We start from the raw sequence: 19,058 nt of genomic DNA, 5'->3' as shown, positions 1-19,058 counted from the left end.
GGCATCGTCGTCGAATTCGGTGTCTTCCTCGGCCGAGGGGGCGAGGTCCTTTTCGACGCGGCGGGTGGTGCCCTGGGCGACCGCGCAGAGGATGGGTTCCTCGCCCTCGGTTTCGGCGTAGACGTCGCAGTGGGTGACGGCTTGGCGGCGGGTGGCGCCGAGGACGGTGGCGTGCACGCGCAGGCGCTCGCCCTGGGCTGGGCGCAGGTAGGTGATGGTGAAGCCGCCGGTGAGGACATTGGGGCCGAGGACGGTGCCCGCGGCGAAGGTGAGGGCGTTGTCGGCGGCGTAGGCGAGCACCCCGCCGTGCACGAACCCGAACTGCTGGCCGTGCTCGGGCTGAATGTCGATGACAAGAGTGGCTGCCCCATCGCCGAATTCGGTGAGCTCGGTGCCGACCAGACGGGCGAACGGTTGCGCGGCGAGTACCTGGCGCGCCAGGTCGAGGTCGAGGGTGGTGGCTTCGGTCGGCATCGGGTGTTCCGTTCTTCGAGCTCAGTCGTGATCGGTTGGCGCGCTACGGATATTGCCACGCCCGGTTACGCCGGATTGTCGGTGCCATGGGGTATGACGGAACAGTGCCTCGGTGGCTCCTGCATGTGGATCTCGACCAGTTCCAGGCGGCGGTGGAATTCCGGCGTCGCCCCGAGCTGCGCGGGCAGCCGGTCATCGTCGGCGGCGAAGGTGATCCCGCACAGCCTCGCAAGGTCGTGACCTGCGCTTCTTACCCCGCGCGTGCCTATGGCGTGCGTGCGGGGATGGCGTTGAAGATGGCGCAGCGCAAGTGTCCCGATGGCGTTTTCCTGCCGGTCGACATGGCGGCGTACGAGGTGGCCTCCGAGGAGATCATGGCGACGCTCGGCCGGGTGGCGGGCGCGGTCGAGGTGTGGGGGATGGACGAGGCCTTCGTCGCCACCGACGGCGACCCATGGCAGCTCGCCGCCGAAATCCGCACCGCGATCATCGAACTCGGCCTCACCTGCGCGGTCGGCATCGGCGACAACAAGCTCACCGCGAAGCTCGCCACCGGCTTCGCCAAATCCACCGGCAAGACCTCCGCCGAACCCGAACATGACCCCGGCGCCGCCACCGGCATCTTCGAACTCACCGCCGCCAACTGGACCGAACTCATGGGCCACCGCCCCACCGACGCGCTCTGGGGCGTCGGCGCCCGCATCGCCAAGCGCATGGCCGATCTAGACATCACCACGGTCGCCGACCTCATGGCCGCCGACCGCGCACGCCTTGCCGCCGAATTCGGCCCGAGCACCGGCCCCTACCTGTGGGTCCTCGGCCACGGCAAAGGCGACACCGAACTCTCGACCACCCCGCGAATCCCGGTGGGCCGCAGTAAATCCGAAACCTTCCCGCACGACCTCACCGACCCCGACGAGATCCGCCGCGAGGTCGCCCGCCTCGCCACCGAAGTCGCCGGGGAAATGCGCGAACACCACCGAATCAGCACCCGGGTCGCGGTCACCGTCCGCACCAAAACCTTCTACACCCGCAGCAAACAGCAAAAACTCCCCTCCCCCACCGACGACATCGCCACTATCACCGACACGGCCCTGGCGATCATCGCCCGCTTCGACCTGGACCGCCCCGTCCGCCTCCTCGGCGTCCGCCTGGAACTCCTCCCACCCTGACCGGCCCAACAGCGCGCGGTCCCGGCTCGCGACTGTGCGTAGGGGTTGTGGAGGGTGGGGTGACTCGTATGCTCAGGGCATGGAGTTCTCAGCGATGGTGGCCAGGGAAGCTGACGGCGGGATCGTGCTCGCTCGTGAAACTGTCGGGGATGATTTCCTCGGCGCGGGCGAGGTGACGATCAAGATCCATTACTCGAGTGCGAATTACAAAGACCTGCTGGCGATCACGCCGCGCGGCGGAGTGGTGCGCAACTACCCGATCGTGCCCGGCATCGACCTCACCGGCGAGGTGATCGCCTCGGAGGTCGACGACTTCGCCCCCGGCGACCAGGTCATCGCACACGGCTACGAGCTGGGCGTTTCCCGCAACGGCGGCTTCGCCGAATACACCAGGGTGCCCGCCGAATGGGTGGTGAGACTCGACGGCCTCGACACCCGCGACGCCGCCACGATCGGCACCGCGGGCTTCACCGCCGCCATGAGCGTGCAGGCCCTGCTCGACCACGGCCTGACCCCCGATGACGGCGCCGTCCTGGTCACCGGCGCGACCGGCGGTGTCGGCACCGTCGCCATCGACATCCTCTCCGGCCTCGGTTTCGAGGTGATCGCCTCCACCGGCAAGACCGACGCGAACGACCTGCTCGCCGAACTCGGCGCCAACGAGGTGATCGGCCGCCTCCCCCTCGACCCCGATGCCAAGCCGCGCCCGCTCAACAAGGCCAACTGGGCCGCCGCGGTGGACAGCGTCGGCGGCGCCTCGCTCGCCCACGTCCTGAGCTCGATCGGCTACGGCGGCGCGGTAGCCGCCAGCGGCCTCACCGGCGGCGCCGAACTCCCCACCACCGTGCTCCCCTTCATCCTGCGCGGCGTCAGCCTGCTCGGCATCGACTCGGTCCAACTCCCGATCGAGAAGCGCCGCGCCCTGTGGGCGGCCCTCGGCAAACAGCTTCGCCCTCAACACCTCTCATCGATCGAGTCCTTCACCTCGATCACCGCGGTCGGCAGCGTTCTCCAGTCGATCAAGGACGGCACCCATTCCGGCCGCACCGTGATCGGCGTCGCCAACGAGTTCTGAGCCGCACCTGCCTCACCATGGAGCAGGCGTTCGGCGGCCGGGTCCGGACACTGGGTGTGCCGGACCCGGCCGGGTGCGTTTCGCTCAGACGGCGGCCGGGATGACGGGGTCGTCGGCGAACTGGGTTCGGTAGAGCTCGGCGTAGCGGCCATCCGCGTTGAGGAGGGTGGCGTGGGTGCCGCGTTCGATGATGCGGCCTTCCTCGAGGACCAGGATCTGGTCGGCGGCGCGGATGGTGGACAGGCGGTGGGCGATGACCAGGGCGGTGCGGCCGGTGAGGGCTTCGGCGAGCGCGGCCTGAACGGCGGCTTCGGAGGTGGAGTCGAGGGAGGCGGTTGCCTCGTCGAGGATGACCACCCTGGGCTGCTTGAGGAGCAGGCGGGCGATGGTGAGGCGTTGGCGTTCGCCGCCGGAGAGGCGGTAGCCGCGTTCGCCGACCACGGTGTCGAGGCCGTCGGTGAGGGTGTCGACCAGGTCGCCGAGGCGAGCGCGGCCGAGAGCGTCCCACAGTTCGGCTTCGGTGGCTTCCGGGCGTGCGAGCAGCAGGTTCGCGCGGATGGTGTCGTGGAAGAGGTGGCCGTCCTGGGTGACGAGGCCGACGGTGCGCTGAATGGATTCGGTGGTCAGGTCCCGCACGTCGGAACCGTTGAGCCGGACAGCGCCGGAGTCGACATCGTAGAGCCGCGAAACCAGTTGGGCGATGGTCGATTTACCCGCGCCGGACGAACCGACGAGCGCGATGAGCTGACCGGGCTCGGCCCGCAACGACACCTCGTGCAGCACCTCGACACCGCCACGGCTGTCCAGCGTCGCCACGTCTTCCAGCGAAGCGAGCGAGACCTTGTCGGCCGACGGGTAACCGAAGTTCACCGCGTCCAGTTCCACCGCGACGGGGCCGTCGGGCACCGGGGTGGCGTGCGGGGCGTCCTCGATCAGCGGCTTCAGATCGAGCACCTCGAAGACGCGCTCGAAACTCACCAGCGCCGACATGATCTCGAGCCGGGCGCTGGCCAGTGCGGTGAGCGGGGTGTACAGGCGGGTGAGCAGCAGCGAGAGCGCGACCACCGAGCCCGCGTCGAGGCTGCCCTTCAGCGCGTACCAGCCGCCGAGACCGTAGACCAGCGCGAGTGCGAGCGCGGAGACCAGCGTGAGCGAGGTGACGAAGGTGGTCTGCAGCATGGCCGTGCGCACGCCGATGTCACGCACACGGGTGGCGCGCACCGCGAACTCCGACGACTCCTGCTTCGGCCTGCCGAACAGCTTCACCAGGGTGGCGCCCGGCGCGGAGAAGCGCTCGGTCATCTGGGTGCTCATCGCGGCGTTGAGCTGGGCGGCTTCGCGCTGCATGGCGGCGAGTTTGTTGCCCGCGCGCCGGGCCGGGATGACGAAGACGGGCAGCAGTACCAGCGCCAGCAGGGTGATCTGCCAGGAGATGCTGAGCATCACGGCGAGCGTGAGCAGCAGGGTGACGAGGTTGGTGATCACGCCGGAGAGGGTGTCGCTGAACGCGCGCTGCGCGCCGATGACGTCGCTGTTGAGCCGGCTCACCAGCGCGCCGGTGCGGGTTCGGGTGAAGAACGCGACGGGCATCTTCTGCACGTGATCGAACACGGCGGTGCGCAGATCGAGGATCAGACCCTCGCCGATCCGGGCCGAGAGCCACCGGATAGCGATGCCGAGGGCCGCGTCGAGGATGGCCAGGCCCGCGATGGCGAGCGCGAGCAGCGCCACCGTGCGCGGGGCCGCACCGTCGACGATCCCGTTCACGACCCGTCCGGCCAGCACCGGCGTCGCCACGCCGAGCACCGCCGCGAGCACGCTGAGCAGTAGGAACCCGCCGATCCGCCGCCGATGATGCGTAGCGAACCGCACAATCCGCTGCGCCGTCACCATGCTGAACGGGCGCTGCTCCTGCGGCGCGTTCGCCTGCCGGTACATCTGGCTGTATGCCACTGATTCGATACTCACTGCCACTCTCCTCGAGGCTCCCCACCCATTGAACTCCTGCCCACCGACACTAAAACCTCAACAAAGGTTGACCGCAAATACTTTCTGGGCGCCGCGGATTCCGCGCTCAGCGAAATCGGGCTCCCGCATCGCCTCGCCAGGCAAGTCGGCCGGTCGCGTCGACGCGCATAGGCTGGTTTCGTGGACGACGACCGGAGCGCCGAATTGCTGGCCGAGGCCCTGCGCATGCGGATCGACTGCCAAGTCGACGCGTCGGTCCGCAGGCGCGTCGAGTACTCCGCCGACGCCTCCAACTACCGCGTCCGACCCGCCATGGTGGTGTTTCCCCGCGCCGAGGACGACGTCGCCGCCGCGATGACCTTCGCGCGCGAGAACGGGCTGCCGGTCACCGCTCGCGGCGGCGGAACCTCGGTCGCGGGCAATGCCATCGGGCCTGGCATCGTGCTGGACTTCAGCAGGCACATGACGGCGGTGCGCGCGGTCGATGTCGAGGCGCGAACGGCGACAGTGCAGCCAGGGGTCGTGCTGTCGGAGCTGCAACGAAGGCTCCGCCCCGACGGGCTGCGGTTCGGGCCGGATCCGTCGACGCAGGATCGCTGCACGCTGGGCGGGATGATCGGCAACAACGCGTGTGGACCGCATGCGCTGGCCTGGGGGCGCACCGCCGATACCGTGCGTGAGCTGCGCATTCTCGACGGCGCGGGGGAGCGGCGAACGCTCGGTGCCGACCTGACCGCGGTGCCCGGCCTGGCGAAGTTCACCACGGCCAATCTGGCTGTCCTGCGCACCGAACTCGGGCGCTTCGATCGACAGGCGTCCGGCTACGGTCTGGAACACCTGCTGCCGGAACGTGGTTTGTCCGCTGCGAAGGCGTTCGTCGGTTCCGAAGGAACCTGTGGACTACTCCTGGAAGCGGATATCGCGCTCACGCCGGTTCCCGCCGCGACGGTGCTCACCGTGCTCGGCTACCCCGATATCGCCTCGGCCGCAGACGATATCGCGGCGGTGGTGGGCTGCGCGCCGATCGCGGTGGAGGGCATCGATGCCGGCCTGGTCGACGTCGTCCGGGCACATCGGGGAACGGTGCCCGAGTTGCCGCGTGGGCGCGGCTGGCTGTTCGTCGAAACCGCGGGAGCGACCCCGGCCGAGGCGCTGTCGGTGGCCCAACGACTGTGCGCGGCCAGCGCTGCCGATGACCACCGGATCGTCACCGATCCGAGTGCGACAGCGGCACTCTGGCGTATCCGCGCCGATGGTGCCGGTCTGGCCGGTCGAACTCCCGATGGGAAGCCGGCGTGGCCCGGTTGGGAGGATGCCGCTGTCCCCCCGGAGAATCTCGGGTCCTACCTCCGCGAATTCGCTACGCTCACCGCGGAATACGACGTGAGCGGCCTGTTGTACGGCCACCTCGGCGACGGCTGCATCCACGTCCGCCTCGACTTCCCGATCACCGACGCACCCCGGCGATTTCGCACCTTCCTGTTCGATGCCGCCGAACTCGTTGTGCGCCACGGCGGCTCGCTCTCGGGCGAACACGGCGACGGCCGTGCCAGATCCGAACTACTCGAAGTCATGTACTCACCGGCCGCCCGTGCGGCTTTCGTCGGCTTCAAAACTCTGTTCGATCCCGACAACATCCTGAACCCCGGCGTCCTCGTCGCCCCGAACCCCGTCGACGCCGACCTGCGCGTAGCCGGTCTCGCACCCGTCCCGTCGCGAGGTTTCGCCTTGTCCGCAGACGCCGGCGATTTATCCACAGCTGTGCACAGATGTGTAGGAATCGGTAAGTGCCGTGCGGACACTCACTTGACCGGCGGCTTCATGTGCCCCTCGTACCTGGCCACCGCCGACGAGAAGGACACCACGCGAGCCCGCGCGCGAGTCCTCCAGGAGGTCGTCCGCGGCGAACTCGACTGGCGCGCACCAGCAGTCGAGCAATCCCTTGACCTCTGCCTGTCCTGCAAAGCCTGCGCCTCCGACTGCCCCGCGGGCGTCGACATGGCCACCTACAAATCCGAGGCGCTCTACCGCCGCTACCAGGGCCGCCTCCGCCCACTGGATCACTATGTCCTCGGCCAACTCCCACGCTGGCTGGCGATCGCCCGGCACTTCCCCCGCCTGGCCAACGCCTTGGCCGCCCGCCCCCGCCTCCGTCGAACCGGCATGCGTCTGGCCGGAATCGACCCGAGGCGCGTGGCACCGCGGCTCGCCCCCGAACCGCTGCGCCGGATCTGGACCGATGAGAAAGCGAAAGTGCGGGGCCGCGACGGCGACCACGTGTCCGCCGAGCGCACACCGGCATCGGCCAGCGATCTGCCCGCAGGCGAAGTGATGCTGTGGATCGACACCTTCACCGAGACGTTCGACCCCGAGAACGCGCTGGCCGCCAGACAACTCATCGAACAGCTCGGCTACCGCGTCACCCTCCCGAAGGCTCGCGTCTGCTGCGGCCTCACCTGGATCAGCACCGGCCAACTCGACGGCGCCCGCAACCGCCTGCGCGCCACCCTCGACGCCCTGGCCGAACACGCGGCGGCAGGCGGCCCGATCATCGGCCTCGAACCCTCTTGCACCGCCACCCTCCGCGCCGACCTCCCCGAACTACTGCCCGGCGACCCACGGGCACACCGGGTCGCCGCCTCGATCCGCACCCTCGCCGAGTTCCTGCTCGAGCACCCCGCCTGGCAGCCACCCCGTCGACCGCACGACACCGTCGTGGTCCAGCCGCACTGTCACCAGCACGCCGTAGGTGGCTTCGATGCCGAACGCCGGATCCTCGCCGCGATGGGCGTCACGGTCGAGGAACTGGCAGGCTGCTGCGGCCTGGCAGGCAACTTCGGCATGCAACGCGGCCACTACGACGTCTCGGTCGCAGTAGCGGAAAACGCCCTGCTCCCCGCGCTGAGAAGCGCCCCACCGAACGCCGTGTTCCTGGCCGACGGGTTCTCCTGCCGCACCCAAGCCGACCAGCTGGCCGGCGTCCGTGGCCGACATCTGGCCAGGTACCTGCTCGACAGTTCGACCGGACCGCCCATCGGTTGACGCCGGTCACAGGCGCACAATGGTCGGATGCGTGACCAGACCCTGGCTCAGGACCTGGCCGGTCTGTCCAGAACTGTCCGGTCGAGCAGGCCCTTCGACGTCGGCATCACCGTGTCGCCCCTGCGTCGGGGTGGCGGCGACCCCTGCCACCACGTCACCCCCGACGGTGCCCACTGGCACGCCTCGCGACTGCCCACCGGCGTGGTCACCTACCGCCTGACCCAGGACGGCCGCGACGGCGCCACCGCGCGCGCCTGGGGCCCCGGTGCCGAGGAATTCCTGGCCGGCCTCGAGACCATGCTCTGCCTCGAGGAGAACCTCGACGACTTCGCCCCCGAACATCCCAAGCTCAAAGAAGCCCACCGCACGGTCCCTGGCCTGCGCATGCTGAAAACCGGCCGGGTGATGGAGTCGCTGATCCCGGCCGTCCTCGAACAGAAGGTGCACACCAAGTCGTCGTTCGCGGCCTGGCGCACCCTGGTCCGCGAGTTCGGCACGAAGGCTCCCGGTCCGGCACCGACCGGCCTGATGGTGGCGCCGGACGCCGAGACCTGGCGGCTCATCCCGTCGTGGAAATACCACCGAGCCAATGTCGGCCCGCAGCGCGCACAGACCATCGTGCGCGCGGCCAGGGTCGCCGATTCGATCGAACGCACGGCAACGCTCGACCCGGCCGAGGCGGCGCGACGTCTGCGCAGCCTGCCGGGTATCGGCGTATGGACGGTGGCCGAGACCGCGCAACGCGCCTTCGGTGACGCCGACGCGCTCTCGGTCGGCGACTACCACCTCGCCGCCGTGGTCGGCTGGAGCCTGCTCGGCCACCCGATCGACGACGACGCGATGATCGAATACCTGCGACCGCTACAACCCCACCGCTACCGGGCGGTGCGGCTGCTCGGGCTGAGCGGACAGGCGCGCAAACCGAAGTTCGGCCCGCGCGATCCGATCACCGACCATCGCCACCACTGAGGCGTGCCACCACTAACGCGTCGCGCGCGCATCCAAGACGCAGCGGCCCGCTTCGACGAGGGTGTTACGCGCCCGTCTGCGCACCCGACACTCCTCGACCGTGCAGTCGAGGTGCAATTGCATTGCGGCATGAGCTTGTTCGGGCTCCATCGGGCCCGGATCGGTAGAGCAACTCAGCAGTGCTGTGGCGACGCGCATGTTCACTTCGCTCAATTGCATGGAACCAGCACAGCACGCAAACCCCCCGCTAACGGTGAGTACACGCCCGTTCGGCGAGATTTACCGCGAATTCCCAGCACAACATCCAAGCGGGAGTGCAGGATTCCCCACAGTGGACGAAATCCACCCTCGCAGTGGGGCTCGGCGCGGGGTGGCGGGTGTGCGACACAGAAGGAGTGGGGCTGTGGCAGCGAACGCATCTAACGGAACAGAAGGGCAGACAGGTGTCTCCTCGACCCTGCCGCGCCGCCAACTCGGGCGCTATCTGCGCGATTGGCGCACCCAGGCCGGGCTCACCATCGCCGAGGCGGCCCGGCTGATGGAGTGGGGCGCCAGCACCCTGCAGCGCCTGGAAAAGGGTCAGGCCGATCGCATCCGGACCATCGACATCCACGAACTGTGCCGGATCTACGGGATTCCCGACGATCTCGCCGAGGGCTTCACCGGTCTCGCGCAGCAGGCCGCTGTGAAGAGTTGGTGGCACGCCTACGGCGATCTGATACCCGAAAATTTCGATATCTATGTGGGTTTGGAGGCTTCGGCGCACCGGCTGCGCGCCTATCAGTCCGAGCTGGTTCCCGGCCTGTTGCAGACCGCGGAATACGCACGGGCACTGAATCATCTGGGCTTTCCCCAGGATTCGGTCGACGAGCTCGATCGCCGCGTCGCGCTGCGGCTGCAACGCCAGGCGCTGATCAACCGCAAGCATTCGCCCGCCGAGATCGACGTGGTGCTGCACGAATCGGTATTGCGCACGATCGTCGGTGATGCAAAGGTGATGGCTGCGCAGTTGCGACATCTCGCCGACGCGAGTACGCGAAGTAATGTGGCAGTGCGCATCCTGCCGTTTGCCGCCGGTGTTCCGCTCGGAGTCTCTACCGGACCTTTCACGGTTCTCGAGTTCGGCACCGACAGTAAGGGGCAACCGGTCGAACCACCGGTGGTGTACGCCGAAGGCTTTACCGGCGACCTCTACCTGGAACGACGCGCGGATGTTCGAAGGTACGACCTGGCTCACGAATGCCTCCAGCGTCATGCGCTGGATATCCAACCGAGTAGATACCTGCTGCGGCAGGTCGCGAAGGAGTATGTGGCATGAGTTTCGATCTCGTCGACGCACACTGGTTCAAGAGCACCCGCAGTGGTGCGGGCAAGGATTGCGTCGAAGTTGCCTTCCTGTTCGGTGGGCAGGTCGGCGTGCGTGACAGCAAGAACCCCGCGGGCCCGGCGCTGGTCTTCGACGGCGCCAGCTGGGATGCCTTCACCCGCGGCATCGACACCGGCGTGTTCGCGTGAACACCAAGCGCGACATCGACACCACCGGCGCTACCTGGCTGCGCGCGGGTACCGAGGACGGCAGCGTGGAGGTCGCCATGCTGGCGCAGGGGTACGTCGCCCTGCGCGACAGCAAGAATCCCGACGGTCCGGTGCTGATCTTCACCCCGAGTGAATGGACCGCGTTCACCGCGGGTGTGCACGACGGCGAGTTCGATCGTCCTTGATCACGCTAGATCACAGAACGATAGATATTCGGCATAGGCCGAGGTTTGGTGCGGGCAGGGTCGGGTAGCCCAGGTATATGGACCGAGGGTTGAAGAAGATGCCACCCCGGTACCGGAGGCTAGCGCCTGAGGATGGGGTGGAGCGCCTGATCGTGATACTGCTGTTCGCGGTATCGGCGATCGGAATCTACGTACTCACCGGCTCATTCCTGTCGGCGCTGTTCATCGGATTACTGGTCGGATTAGTCGCTGTGGGGACTGTCGCTGTCTTGTAGGCGGCGGACGCTGCGGGGTTTCGTACCCCGCAGCGTCAACAGTTCCTATCGCCTGAACAATTTATTGCCGAGCCAGACAATCGGGTCGTATTTGCGATCCACGACCCGTTCCTTCAGCGGAATCAGCGCGTTGTCAGTGATCTTGATGTGCTCGGGGCACACGTCGGTGCAGCACTTGGTGATATTGCAATAGCTCAAACCTGCTTCCTCCTGGGCCATTTCGCGTCGATCGCGCGTGTCCAGGGGATGCATCTCCAACTCCGCGATGCGCATCAGGTAGCGCGGGCCCGCGAAGGAGGGCTTGTTCTCCTCGTGATCACGCACCACATGGCAGGTGTCCTGGCACAGGAAGCACTCGATGCACTTGCGGAACTCCTGCGAGCGTTCCACGTCGATCTGCTTCATCCGGTAGTCGCCCGGCGCGAGACCGGCCGGTGGTGTGAACGACGGTATCTCCCTTGCCTTCTCGTAGTTGAACGAGACGTCGGTGACGAGATCCTTGATGATCGGGAACGTGCGCATCGGGGTGACGGTGATGACCTCGTCCGCCGTGAACGTCGACATCCGCGTCATACACAGCAACCGCGGGCGCCCGTTCACCTCCGCCGAGCACGAACCACACTTGCCCGCTTTGCAATTCCAGCGCACCGCGAGGTCGGGGGTTTGGGTGGCCTGCAGGCGATGGATGATGTCGAGCACCACCTCGCCCTCGTTCACCGCCACCGTGTAGTCCTCGAGACTGCCGCCGTCGATGTCGCCGCGCCAGACCCGGAACCGGGCGTCGTATCCCATGGTTACGCCTTTCCCTCGGCTGCCGGGTGCGCAGCCAATTCTTGCTCGGTGTAGTACTTTTCGAGCTCGCCGAATTCGAACAGGGCGAGTAGGTCTTCGCGCATCGGTGTCTGATCGGCGGGGGTCACGGTGACGTCCGGGATCTGCGCGCGCGATCCGGCGACGGCCGCGCAGACCAGCAACTTGTTGCGCCAGTCCGGATTCATGCCGGGGTGATCGTCGCGGGTGTGGCCGCCGCGGCTCTCGGTCCGCAAAAGCGCTGCCTGGGCGACACATTCGCTGACCAGCAGCATGTTGGCCAGGTCGAGGGCCAGGTGCCAGCCGGGGTTGAAGGGCCGCTTGCCCGCTACCGTCACGTTGGCATAGCGGGCGCGCAATTCGTTCAGCTTGTCGATCGCCGCGCGCACCTCGTGCTCCTTGCGGATGATGCCGACCAGGTCGTTCATCGTCTGCTGGAGTTCGGAGTGCAGGGTGTAGGGGTTCTCGCCCGCACCGTCTACGGCCGAATCGAATGGCGCCAGTGCGGTTTTCACCGCGTCGTCGATATCGGCCTCGGCGGGTGTCGGCTTGTCGGTGAGCTGCTGGACGTACGCCGAAGCGCCGAGCCCGGCCCTGCGGCCGAATACCAGCAGGTCCGACAGCGAGTTGCCGCCGAGCCGGTTCGAACCGTGCATACCGCCGGAACACTCACCGGCGGCGAACAATCCGGGCACCACCGCCGCGCCGGTATCGGGATTCACCTCGATCCCGCCCATCACGTAGTGGCAGGTGGGCCCTACTTCCATCGGCTCGGCCGTGATGTCGACGTCGGCCAGTTCCTTGAACTGATGGTGCATCGACGGCAGCCTGCGCACGATCTCCTCGGCGGGCATGCGCGAGGCGATGTCGAGGAATACGCCGCCGTGCTCGGTGCCGCGGCCCGCCTTCACCTCCTCGTTGATCGCCCGTGCGACCTCGTCGCGGGGGAGTAGGTCGGGGGTGCGGCGCGCGGAATCGTTGTCGCGCAGCCACTGATCGGCTTCTTCCTCGGTCTCGGCGTATTGGCCCTTGAACACCGGCGGGATGTAGTCGAACATGAACCGCTTACCCTCGGAGTTCTTCAGCACACCACCGTCGCCGCGCACACCCTCGGTGACGAGAATGCCCTTCACACTCGGCGGCCAGACCATGCCGGTGGGGTGGAACTGCAGGAACTCCATATTGATCAGCGTCGCGCCGGAGCGAATCGCCAGCGCGTGGCCGTCGCCCGTGTACTCCCACGAGTTCGATGTCACCTTGTAGGACTTGCCGATTCCGCCGGTGGCCAACACCACGGCGGGCGCCTTGAACAGGATGAAGCCACCGGATTCGCGCCAGTACCCGAACGCGCCCGCGATCGCGCCCGCCTCGGTGAGCAATTCGGTGATCGTGCACTCGGCGAAGACCTTGATCCTGGCCTCGTAATCGCCGGTCTCCGCGTAGTCCTCCTGCTGCAGCGAGACGATCTTCTGCTGCATCGTGCGGATCAGTTCCAGGCCGGTCCGGTCGCCGACGTGGGCGAGGCGGGGATAGGTGTGGCCGCCGAAGTTGCGCTGGCTGATCCGGCCGTCGGCCGTCCGATCGAACAGCGCCCCATAGGTTTCCAGCTCCCACACCCGATCGGCCGCCTCCTGGGCATGCAGTTCGGCCATGCGCCAGTTGTTGAGGAACTTGCCGCCGCGCATCGTGTCTCTGAAGTGCGTCTGCCAGTTGTCCTTGTCGTTGGCATTGCCCATCGACGCCGCGCAGCCGCCCTCGGCCATCACGGTATGCGCCTTGCCGAACAACGACTTACACACCACCGCCACCGAAAGCCCTTGTTCGCGTGCCTCGATCACGGCTCGCAGACCCGCGCCGCCCGCCCCGATCACCACGACGTCGTAGTCGTGCCGTTCCACGTCTGGCATTGAAATTCAAGCTCCTCGCGTTGTCGCGGATCAGTTGACGAACCGCAGGTCCGAAATGGTGTCGCTCGCAACCAACATCACGTAGAAGTCGGTGAGCACGAGGGTGCCGAGCGTGGTCCAGGCCAGCGCCATGTGGCGGGTGTTGAGCTTGGAGATCTGGGTCCAGTACCAGTACCGCACCGGGTGGGCGGAGAAGTTCTTGAGCCGTCCGCCCGCGATGTGCCTGCACGAGTGACACGACAGGGTGTAGGCCCACAGCAGGATCACGTTGACCAGCAGCACTATGTTGCCGAGGCCGAAACCGAAACCACCACTGCTGCCGTGGAACGCGGTGATCGCGTCGTAGGTATTGACCAGCGACACCACCAGCGCCACGTAGAAGAAGTAGCGGTGCGCGTTCTGGATGATCAACGGCAGCCGCGACTCACCGGTGTAGCGCGCGTGTGGCTCGGCTACCGCGCAGGCGGGCGGGGAGAACCACACCGAGCGGTAGTAGGCCTTGCGGTAGTAGTAGCAGGTCAGCCGGAAGCCGAGCAGGAACGGCAGCACCACGAACCCCAGCGGGATCCAGATCGGCAGCTCGGGGAACGGGGTACCGAAGTGCGCCGACCCCGGCGCGCACGAGTCGCTCAGACACGGCGAATAGAACGGGGTCAGATAGTGGAACTCGGGTACCCAATAGGCCGTCCGCACAAAGGATCTGATCGTCGCGTAGATGATGAACGCGGCGAGCCCGAGCGCGGTGAACAGTGGTGGTAGCCACCAGCGGTCGGTGCGGAGGGTGCGTGCGGAAATACGGGCACGCGTTCTGCTGAAGACGCCGGTCCCCGCCGAGTGCGATGCGGGGGAGGCGGTCGGTGCGGCACTCACGGTGGATGCCTCGCTGATCTTCGGGTCTGCGGCAGTGATCATTCCCCACCGCGATGGATTGTGATGTGGAGCACCATACGCCTGTGTTCACGCCGCTCGTCGTGGGTCTCACGCACTCGGTTGCCGCACACGTCGGTGATCTCGATCACAGCCGTGACGGCCGTGACGGGCTGTCATACCTGTGCAACAAACCTGTGGTGCCCTGTGACAGGTATTCCCCCGCCGGGGAGAGGAGCGTGACGCGCAATGAGAAGAGCCGCGATCGTGGCACCCGTCCGCACGCCCAGTGGCGTCGAGGGTGGTGCGCTGTCGGGTATGCCCGCCGAATGGCTCGCGACCACGGTGTTGTCGGCCGTGATCGAACGCTCGGGGATCGACCCGCTACGCATCGCCGATGTGGCCATGGCCTGCATCGACGGTGGCCTCTCCGATGTCCCCGCGGTGGGTTCGCTCGCCGCCCGCGGCGCCGGATTACCTTTCGCGGTGCCAGGTTTCGTCACTGACAAACACGGTGGCAGCGGCCTGCAGGCGGTGATCACCGCGGCGATGATGGTGCAGACCGGTGCCGCCGACGTGGTGGTCGCGGGCGGAGTGGAATGCGCGTCGACACAGTCCGGGCTGCTCGGTGGGACCGCTGGGCTGCACAATGCCGAGCGGCTCGCGCACTACTACGGGATCGACCGCAATGCCGCCGACGAGTTCGCGGTCGCCAGTCATCGCAAGGCGGCCCGCGCTTGGCGGCAGGGTGCGTTCGCGGCCGAGGTGGTCGGGGTGGCCGCCGGGTACGGCGATCACCAGATCACCCGCGACGAAGGTGTTCGCGATGATCTCTCGACGCACACGCTGGCCGGCTTGCGCCCGCTGCTCGCCGACGGAGTGGTGACGGCCGGGAACATGAGTTCGCATCGGCTCGGGGCGTCCGCGTGCCTGGTCGTGGCCGAGGATCGCCTCGGTGAGCTGGGATTGACCCCGATGGCTTTCCTCGCGGGGTGGGCCGCCGCGGGATGTGACAACGAGGGCCCCGGTCTCGGTGCGGCGCCCGCGGTGTCGAAACTGCTCGGCCGTACCGGGTGTTCGCTGGATGAGATCGACTTGCTCGAGATCAACGAGGGTTACGCGGTGGAGGTGCTCGCCTTGGCCACCGAATGGGAACTCGACCCCTTGGACCGCCTGAACGTGAACGGCTCGGATATCGCGCTCGGCCATCCGGTCGGTGCCACCGGCCTGCGCATCATGACGACGATGCTGCACGAACTCGGCCGCACCGGCGGCCGCTACGGACTCGAGGCCATCGCGCTCGGCCACGATCACGGGATCGCGGCGTTGTTCGAATCCGCCGAGGTCGACGAGCCCGCTGAAGTCCCGCGTGGCGCCCGCTTTCACGGCTCCCGAACACGCAGACTTGGCCGACATCGGGCGGGGTGACCCCGATGCGGCGCAGGAGGGTCGGCGCGACGACCCTGGTAGCAGGGCCGTCGCGCCGGTGATCAGGCTTTACTTCGTGCGCGGCCGGGAGTGGAACCCCAACCCTTCGTCCTGCGCGCCCATCCATGCCGCTTCGTCCGACTTGCTGTCGGGGACGTAGATCGGCTCGGACCTGCGCGGAACGGCCAGTTCCGGCGGCGGCTCGTGCTCGAAATCCTCGGCGTCGATGACGAGCCGCTCCAGGTCGTTCTCCAGGCGGCGGATGGTGGCCGCGTCGCCGTAGTTGGAGCGCAGTGCGCCGATCGATTGCCGGAGTTGGCCGACCGCGTAGCGCAGTTCCGCGATATCGCTGCGTGTCATCGTTACCTCCTGGGTATATGGCGGGCATACCGACTCGCCGGATCACGGGTACGCCCGAAGAGTCCCGGGCCGCACTGCACCGAGCCGTGTGACTCACCACACAACGTGATCTCCACCACAATAACGGATCTTTTCGGTTTACGCCCGGAGTTGTGGGGGATCACTGCGATTGCCATCGGGTAACTGTTCGACTCACCCCGCGACGGCGTAACGGGCCCGAACGCCGGTACTTGCCCGGTCGACCAGCTCGGTGAGCGAGTGCGCCACTTCCTCCGCGCGCTCGAGGACCACGCTGTGACCCGCGCCCTCGATCCGCACCAACTCGGCGCCCGCCAGCTGCGAGGCGAGTACCACCGAGTGCGCGAACGGCATCATGAGATCGGCCGAACCCGCCAGGACCAGGGCGGGCAGATCGCCGAAGTGGGGCAGCGTGAGCGCCTCGTCGAAGTCGAGCAGCGAGCTCAGGAAGCCGGACATGGTGAGCAGCGCGGTCTCGTTCAGCACCGCGGTGGCGATGGCCGCCACCCGTGGATTCACCCGCCGGGTGCCCGTGCTCGCCTCGCGGATCAGCGGCCCGAAGATCCAGCGCGAGAGACGCTTCGACGCCTGCATCACCCGGGGCGCGTGCACGACGGCGTGTTGCAGCGAGGCCACCGCGTGCCGGTTGAGCAGCCTGCCGAGACCGACCTCGGTGATACCGCCGGCGGCGCCGGCGATCAGGCCGATCCCCGCGACCCGCTGACCGATGGCCGCCGGGTAGAGGCGGGCGTAGGCCAGCACCACCATCGCGCCCATCGAATGACCGACCAGCACCACCGGTCCGGTCGGCGCGACCGCGCGCAGCACCGCGTCGAGATCGGTGGCGAGCTGGTCGATCGTGTAGGTGCCGTGGTGCGCGTGCCCGGATTCGCCGTGGCCGCGGTGGTCGTAGAAGACCATCCGGGTGCCTGCGTCCCAGTCCCGCAGGAGGTGTTCGCGCAGGAAGGACCAATATTCGGTGTGCAGGCAGTGGCCGTGGACGAAGACGACGGTCAGCGCCGCGTCGGTGGCGCCGAAGCTGCGGACCGCGATCGGTACACCGTCGTCGGCGACGACTGTGCAGCGGCGACCGTCGCTGTCGGTGATAGGGAAGGTCTTCGACATAGCGGCCTCCTCCGGTCCGGCGGGACGCATCTGAACGACGCGTCCCTGCTGGGCTTTTCGGAGAAGGTTTCCAGCGCGTTAACTGCTCAACCCTCGCGTTATCCACCCGATGCGCAACTGATCCCGGGCAGGCTCACACCGTTACTCACCACAATCTTCGAATATCTAGCGAATTGAATAGAACTATGTAGATATTGGTCGAGTGGGCTCTTCAGGTTTTTCTTTCGCTCTCTAGTGGATGTCATAGAAACCAGAAGAAACTCATACGCTCCGGAGATAGCGGCCGAAGTGGGGAACGGTGAAGCCGATCGTGCCGCGTTCGGCCGAGTAGATGAGCCCCTTCTTGATCAGCCCGTCGCGCGCGGGTGACACCGACGCGGGCTTTCGGCCGAGCTCGGCAGCCACCGCCGCCGTCGCGACCGGAGCATCGTCACCGGCCAAGTCGGCCATGGCGCGCATGTACTCGCGTTCGGCGGGGGTGGCGCGTTCATAGCGGGAGCCGAAGAATCCGACCGCGAGTTCCTCTTCCGCCGCGGGTGCGGCCACGGCCACATCTTCGGCGGTGATCGGGCTGTCGGGCGCCTGATCCCAGGCCGCTTTGCCATAGGCCTGCACGAAATACGGGTAGCCGTCGGCTCTTTGGTAGAGCGAGTCGAGCGCGGTCTCGGTGAACTTCACGTCCTCGCGTTCGGCGGGCGCGATGAGGGCGAGGTCGGCCGACTCGCGGTCGAGGCGATCGATGCGGTGATAGCTGAACAGTCGCTCGGAGTAGCTTTTCGAGGCCGAAAGGACTGCGGGGAGGTGAGGTAGGCCCGCCCCGACGACGATCAGCGGCGCGCCGTCCTGGCTCAGCTCGTGGCAGGCCCCGCAGATCGCGGACACGTCAGCGGGCCCGAGGTCTTGCATTTCGTCGATGAAGACGGCTATGCCGACACCGATGTCGGAGGCGAGGGCCGCGGCCTCTTTGAACAGTTCGATCAGGTCGATCTCGATATCGCCGGAATCGGCACGGCCGGTCACCGCCGGTACGTCGATGCCGGGCTGCCAGCGTTCGCGCATTCCCTTGTCCGCGGTGGCGCGCAGGGCGAAGGCCTTGAGAATGCCGAGGAAATCGTCGACCTGCTCGGCATTGCGCGCGTTCATCGCGATCCCGCGCACCGCCATGTGCAGTGCCGAGGACAGCGGTCTGCGCAGATCCTGGTCGGGTCGCGCCTCGATCTTGCCGGTGCCCCAGCCGCGTGAGATGGCGGCCGAGCGAAGCTGGTTGAGCAGCACGGTCTTTCCGACGCCACGCAGGCCGGTGAGCATCACGCTGCGTTCCGGGCGGCCGCGGGCGATGCGCTCGAGCACGATGTCGAACGCCGCGAGTTGTTTGCCACGACCGGCCAATTCGGGCGGACGCTGGCCGGCGCCGGGTGCATACGGATTGCGCACGGGGTCCATGCCGGATAACCGTAGCGCGTGTGCACGGGAGAATCTCGGTAACTCTGCGCTGCGTCCTAGATACTGCTAGCGAACACGAGAGGTGTCCGTGAATCCGAGAAGGAGGGTGATGTCCGAGCAACCGAGGTCCACCGCCGAAATGGTCGCCGCGTGGCCGCTGCCGCCGGGGGCGTATCTGGCCGACTCGGTCCGGCGCGGACTGCTGGCGACGCTCGAGGCGACGTTCGAGCAGGGCTATGGCGACCTGCCCCCTGAGGCGCTCGCCGACCTGGCGCTCGGACCACTGTTGATCATGCTTGGCAGGCTGGAGGTCGACCTGGCCGACGCCCGGACGCGCATCGACGAACTCGAGCGCGCGCTGCGCGATCGGTAACGCATCGCGCGACAGTGACGATGAATTCGTT

General features: G+C 67.3%; 16 protein-coding genes and 1 pseudogene. 9 read left to right on the top strand and 8 right to left on the bottom strand.

All coding sequences use genetic code 11. The features are described from left to right. Positions 1–66: 66 nt before the first annotated feature. A pseudogene (locus tag ACWZHB_RS28065) lies at positions 67–474 on the bottom strand (PaaI family thioesterase); the annotation flags it as partial. A 104-nt stretch (positions 475–578) separates the two neighbouring features. Here ACWZHB_RS28065 and ACWZHB_RS28060 point away from each other — a divergent pair. After that, positions 579–1,646, top strand: coding sequence for a DNA polymerase IV (locus ACWZHB_RS28060; protein WP_427904774.1), 1,068 nt, complete (start codon positions 579–581; stop codon positions 1,644–1,646). Between the two features lie 79 nt (positions 1,647–1,725). Next, positions 1,726–2,721 (top strand): acrylyl-CoA reductase family protein, encoded by a 996-nt coding sequence (locus ACWZHB_RS28055; RefSeq protein ID WP_427904773.1) that lies wholly within the window; start codon positions 1,726–1,728, stop codon positions 2,719–2,721. An 84-nt stretch (positions 2,722–2,805) separates the two neighbouring features. Here the strand turns inward: ACWZHB_RS28055 and ACWZHB_RS28050 are convergent, their stop codons facing one another. Then, the gene (locus ACWZHB_RS28050; protein ID WP_427904772.1) at positions 2,806–4,689 is read right to left on the bottom strand and encodes an ABC transporter ATP-binding protein; all 1,884 of its coding nucleotides are present in this window, start codon (positions 4,687–4,689) and stop codon (positions 2,806–2,808) included. 225 nt (positions 4,690–4,914) lie between these two features. Between ACWZHB_RS28050 and ACWZHB_RS28045 the strand changes: the two genes are divergently transcribed. From ACWZHB_RS28045 to ACWZHB_RS28025, 5 genes are all read left to right on the top strand, one after another. Then, positions 4,915–7,731, top strand: coding sequence for an FAD-binding and (Fe-S)-binding domain-containing protein (locus ACWZHB_RS28045; protein ID WP_427909324.1), 2,817 nt, complete (start codon positions 4,915–4,917; stop codon positions 7,729–7,731). A 27-nt stretch (positions 7,732–7,758) separates the two neighbouring features. Beyond that, positions 7,759–8,700, top strand: coding sequence for a DNA-3-methyladenine glycosylase family protein (locus tag ACWZHB_RS28040; protein ID WP_427904771.1), 942 nt, complete (start codon positions 7,759–7,761; stop codon positions 8,698–8,700). A gap of 217 nt (positions 8,701–8,917) precedes the next feature. Then, entirely contained in the window at positions 8,918–10,018 is a 1,101-nt protein-coding gene (locus ACWZHB_RS28035) for a helix-turn-helix domain-containing protein (RefSeq protein ID WP_427904770.1), read from the top strand. After that, a complete protein-coding gene (locus ACWZHB_RS28030) occupies positions 10,015–10,215 on the top strand; it encodes a DUF397 domain-containing protein (RefSeq protein WP_379239438.1) in 201 nt (66 codons plus the stop codon). The genes ACWZHB_RS28035 and ACWZHB_RS28030 overlap by 4 nt, the downstream gene beginning before the upstream one ends. Continuing rightward, positions 10,212–10,421, top strand: a complete 210-nt coding sequence (locus ACWZHB_RS28025; RefSeq protein ID WP_427904769.1) for a DUF397 domain-containing protein — start codon at positions 10,212–10,214, stop codon at positions 10,419–10,421. Before ACWZHB_RS28030 ends, ACWZHB_RS28025 begins: the two co-directional genes overlap by 4 nt. 320 nt (positions 10,422–10,741) lie before the next feature. Here ACWZHB_RS28025 and ACWZHB_RS28020 read toward each other — a convergent pair whose 3' ends face one another. From ACWZHB_RS28020 to ACWZHB_RS28010, 3 genes are read right to left on the bottom strand one after another with little or no spacing between them, the layout of a single operon-like run. Further along, the gene (locus tag ACWZHB_RS28020) at positions 10,742–11,488 is read right to left on the bottom strand and encodes a succinate dehydrogenase/fumarate reductase iron-sulfur subunit (RefSeq protein WP_427904768.1); all 747 of its coding nucleotides are present in this window, start codon (positions 11,486–11,488) and stop codon (positions 10,742–10,744) included. Between the two features lie 2 nt (positions 11,489–11,490). After that, complete coding sequence (locus ACWZHB_RS28015) at positions 11,491–13,413, bottom strand: fumarate reductase/succinate dehydrogenase flavoprotein subunit (protein WP_427904767.1); 1,923 nt, start codon at positions 13,411–13,413, stop codon at positions 11,491–11,493. 30 nt (positions 13,414–13,443) lie between these two features. Continuing rightward, a complete protein-coding gene (locus ACWZHB_RS28010; RefSeq protein ID WP_427909323.1) occupies positions 13,444–14,283 on the bottom strand; it encodes a hypothetical protein in 840 nt (279 codons plus the stop codon). A 246-nt stretch (positions 14,284–14,529) separates the two neighbouring features. Between ACWZHB_RS28010 and ACWZHB_RS28005 the strand changes: the two genes are divergently transcribed. Then, positions 14,530–15,708, top strand: a complete 1,179-nt coding sequence (locus ACWZHB_RS28005; RefSeq protein WP_427904766.1) for a thiolase family protein — start codon at positions 14,530–14,532, stop codon at positions 15,706–15,708. Between the two features lie 69 nt (positions 15,709–15,777). On the opposite strand, the gene ACWZHB_RS28000 is transcribed toward ACWZHB_RS28005, so the two are convergent. From ACWZHB_RS28000 to ACWZHB_RS27990, 3 genes are all read right to left on the bottom strand, one after another. Beyond that, positions 15,778–16,068 (bottom strand): hypothetical protein, encoded by a 291-nt coding sequence (locus ACWZHB_RS28000; protein ID WP_266294652.1) that lies wholly within the window; start codon positions 16,066–16,068, stop codon positions 15,778–15,780. Positions 16,069–16,260: 192 nt separating this feature from the next. Then, on the bottom strand, positions 16,261–17,211 hold the full coding sequence (locus ACWZHB_RS27995; protein ID WP_427904765.1) for an alpha/beta fold hydrolase: 951 nt from the start codon (positions 17,209–17,211) through the stop codon (positions 16,261–16,263). Between the two features lie 261 nt (positions 17,212–17,472). Next, complete coding sequence (locus tag ACWZHB_RS27990) at positions 17,473–18,654, bottom strand: ATP-binding protein (RefSeq protein WP_427904764.1); 1,182 nt, start codon at positions 18,652–18,654, stop codon at positions 17,473–17,475. Positions 18,655–18,763: 109 nt separating this feature from the next. Between ACWZHB_RS27990 and ACWZHB_RS27985 the strand changes: the two genes are divergently transcribed. Then, on the top strand, positions 18,764–19,027 hold the full coding sequence (locus tag ACWZHB_RS27985) for a hypothetical protein (RefSeq protein ID WP_427904763.1): 264 nt from the start codon (positions 18,764–18,766) through the stop codon (positions 19,025–19,027). Positions 19,028–19,058 lie beyond the last annotated feature (31 nt).

This window comes from Nocardia sp. FBN12 (assembly GCF_054031145.1).
The sequence above is the reverse complement of the archived record's forward strand: the minus strand, read 5'-3'. Positions and strand labels throughout refer to the sequence as shown.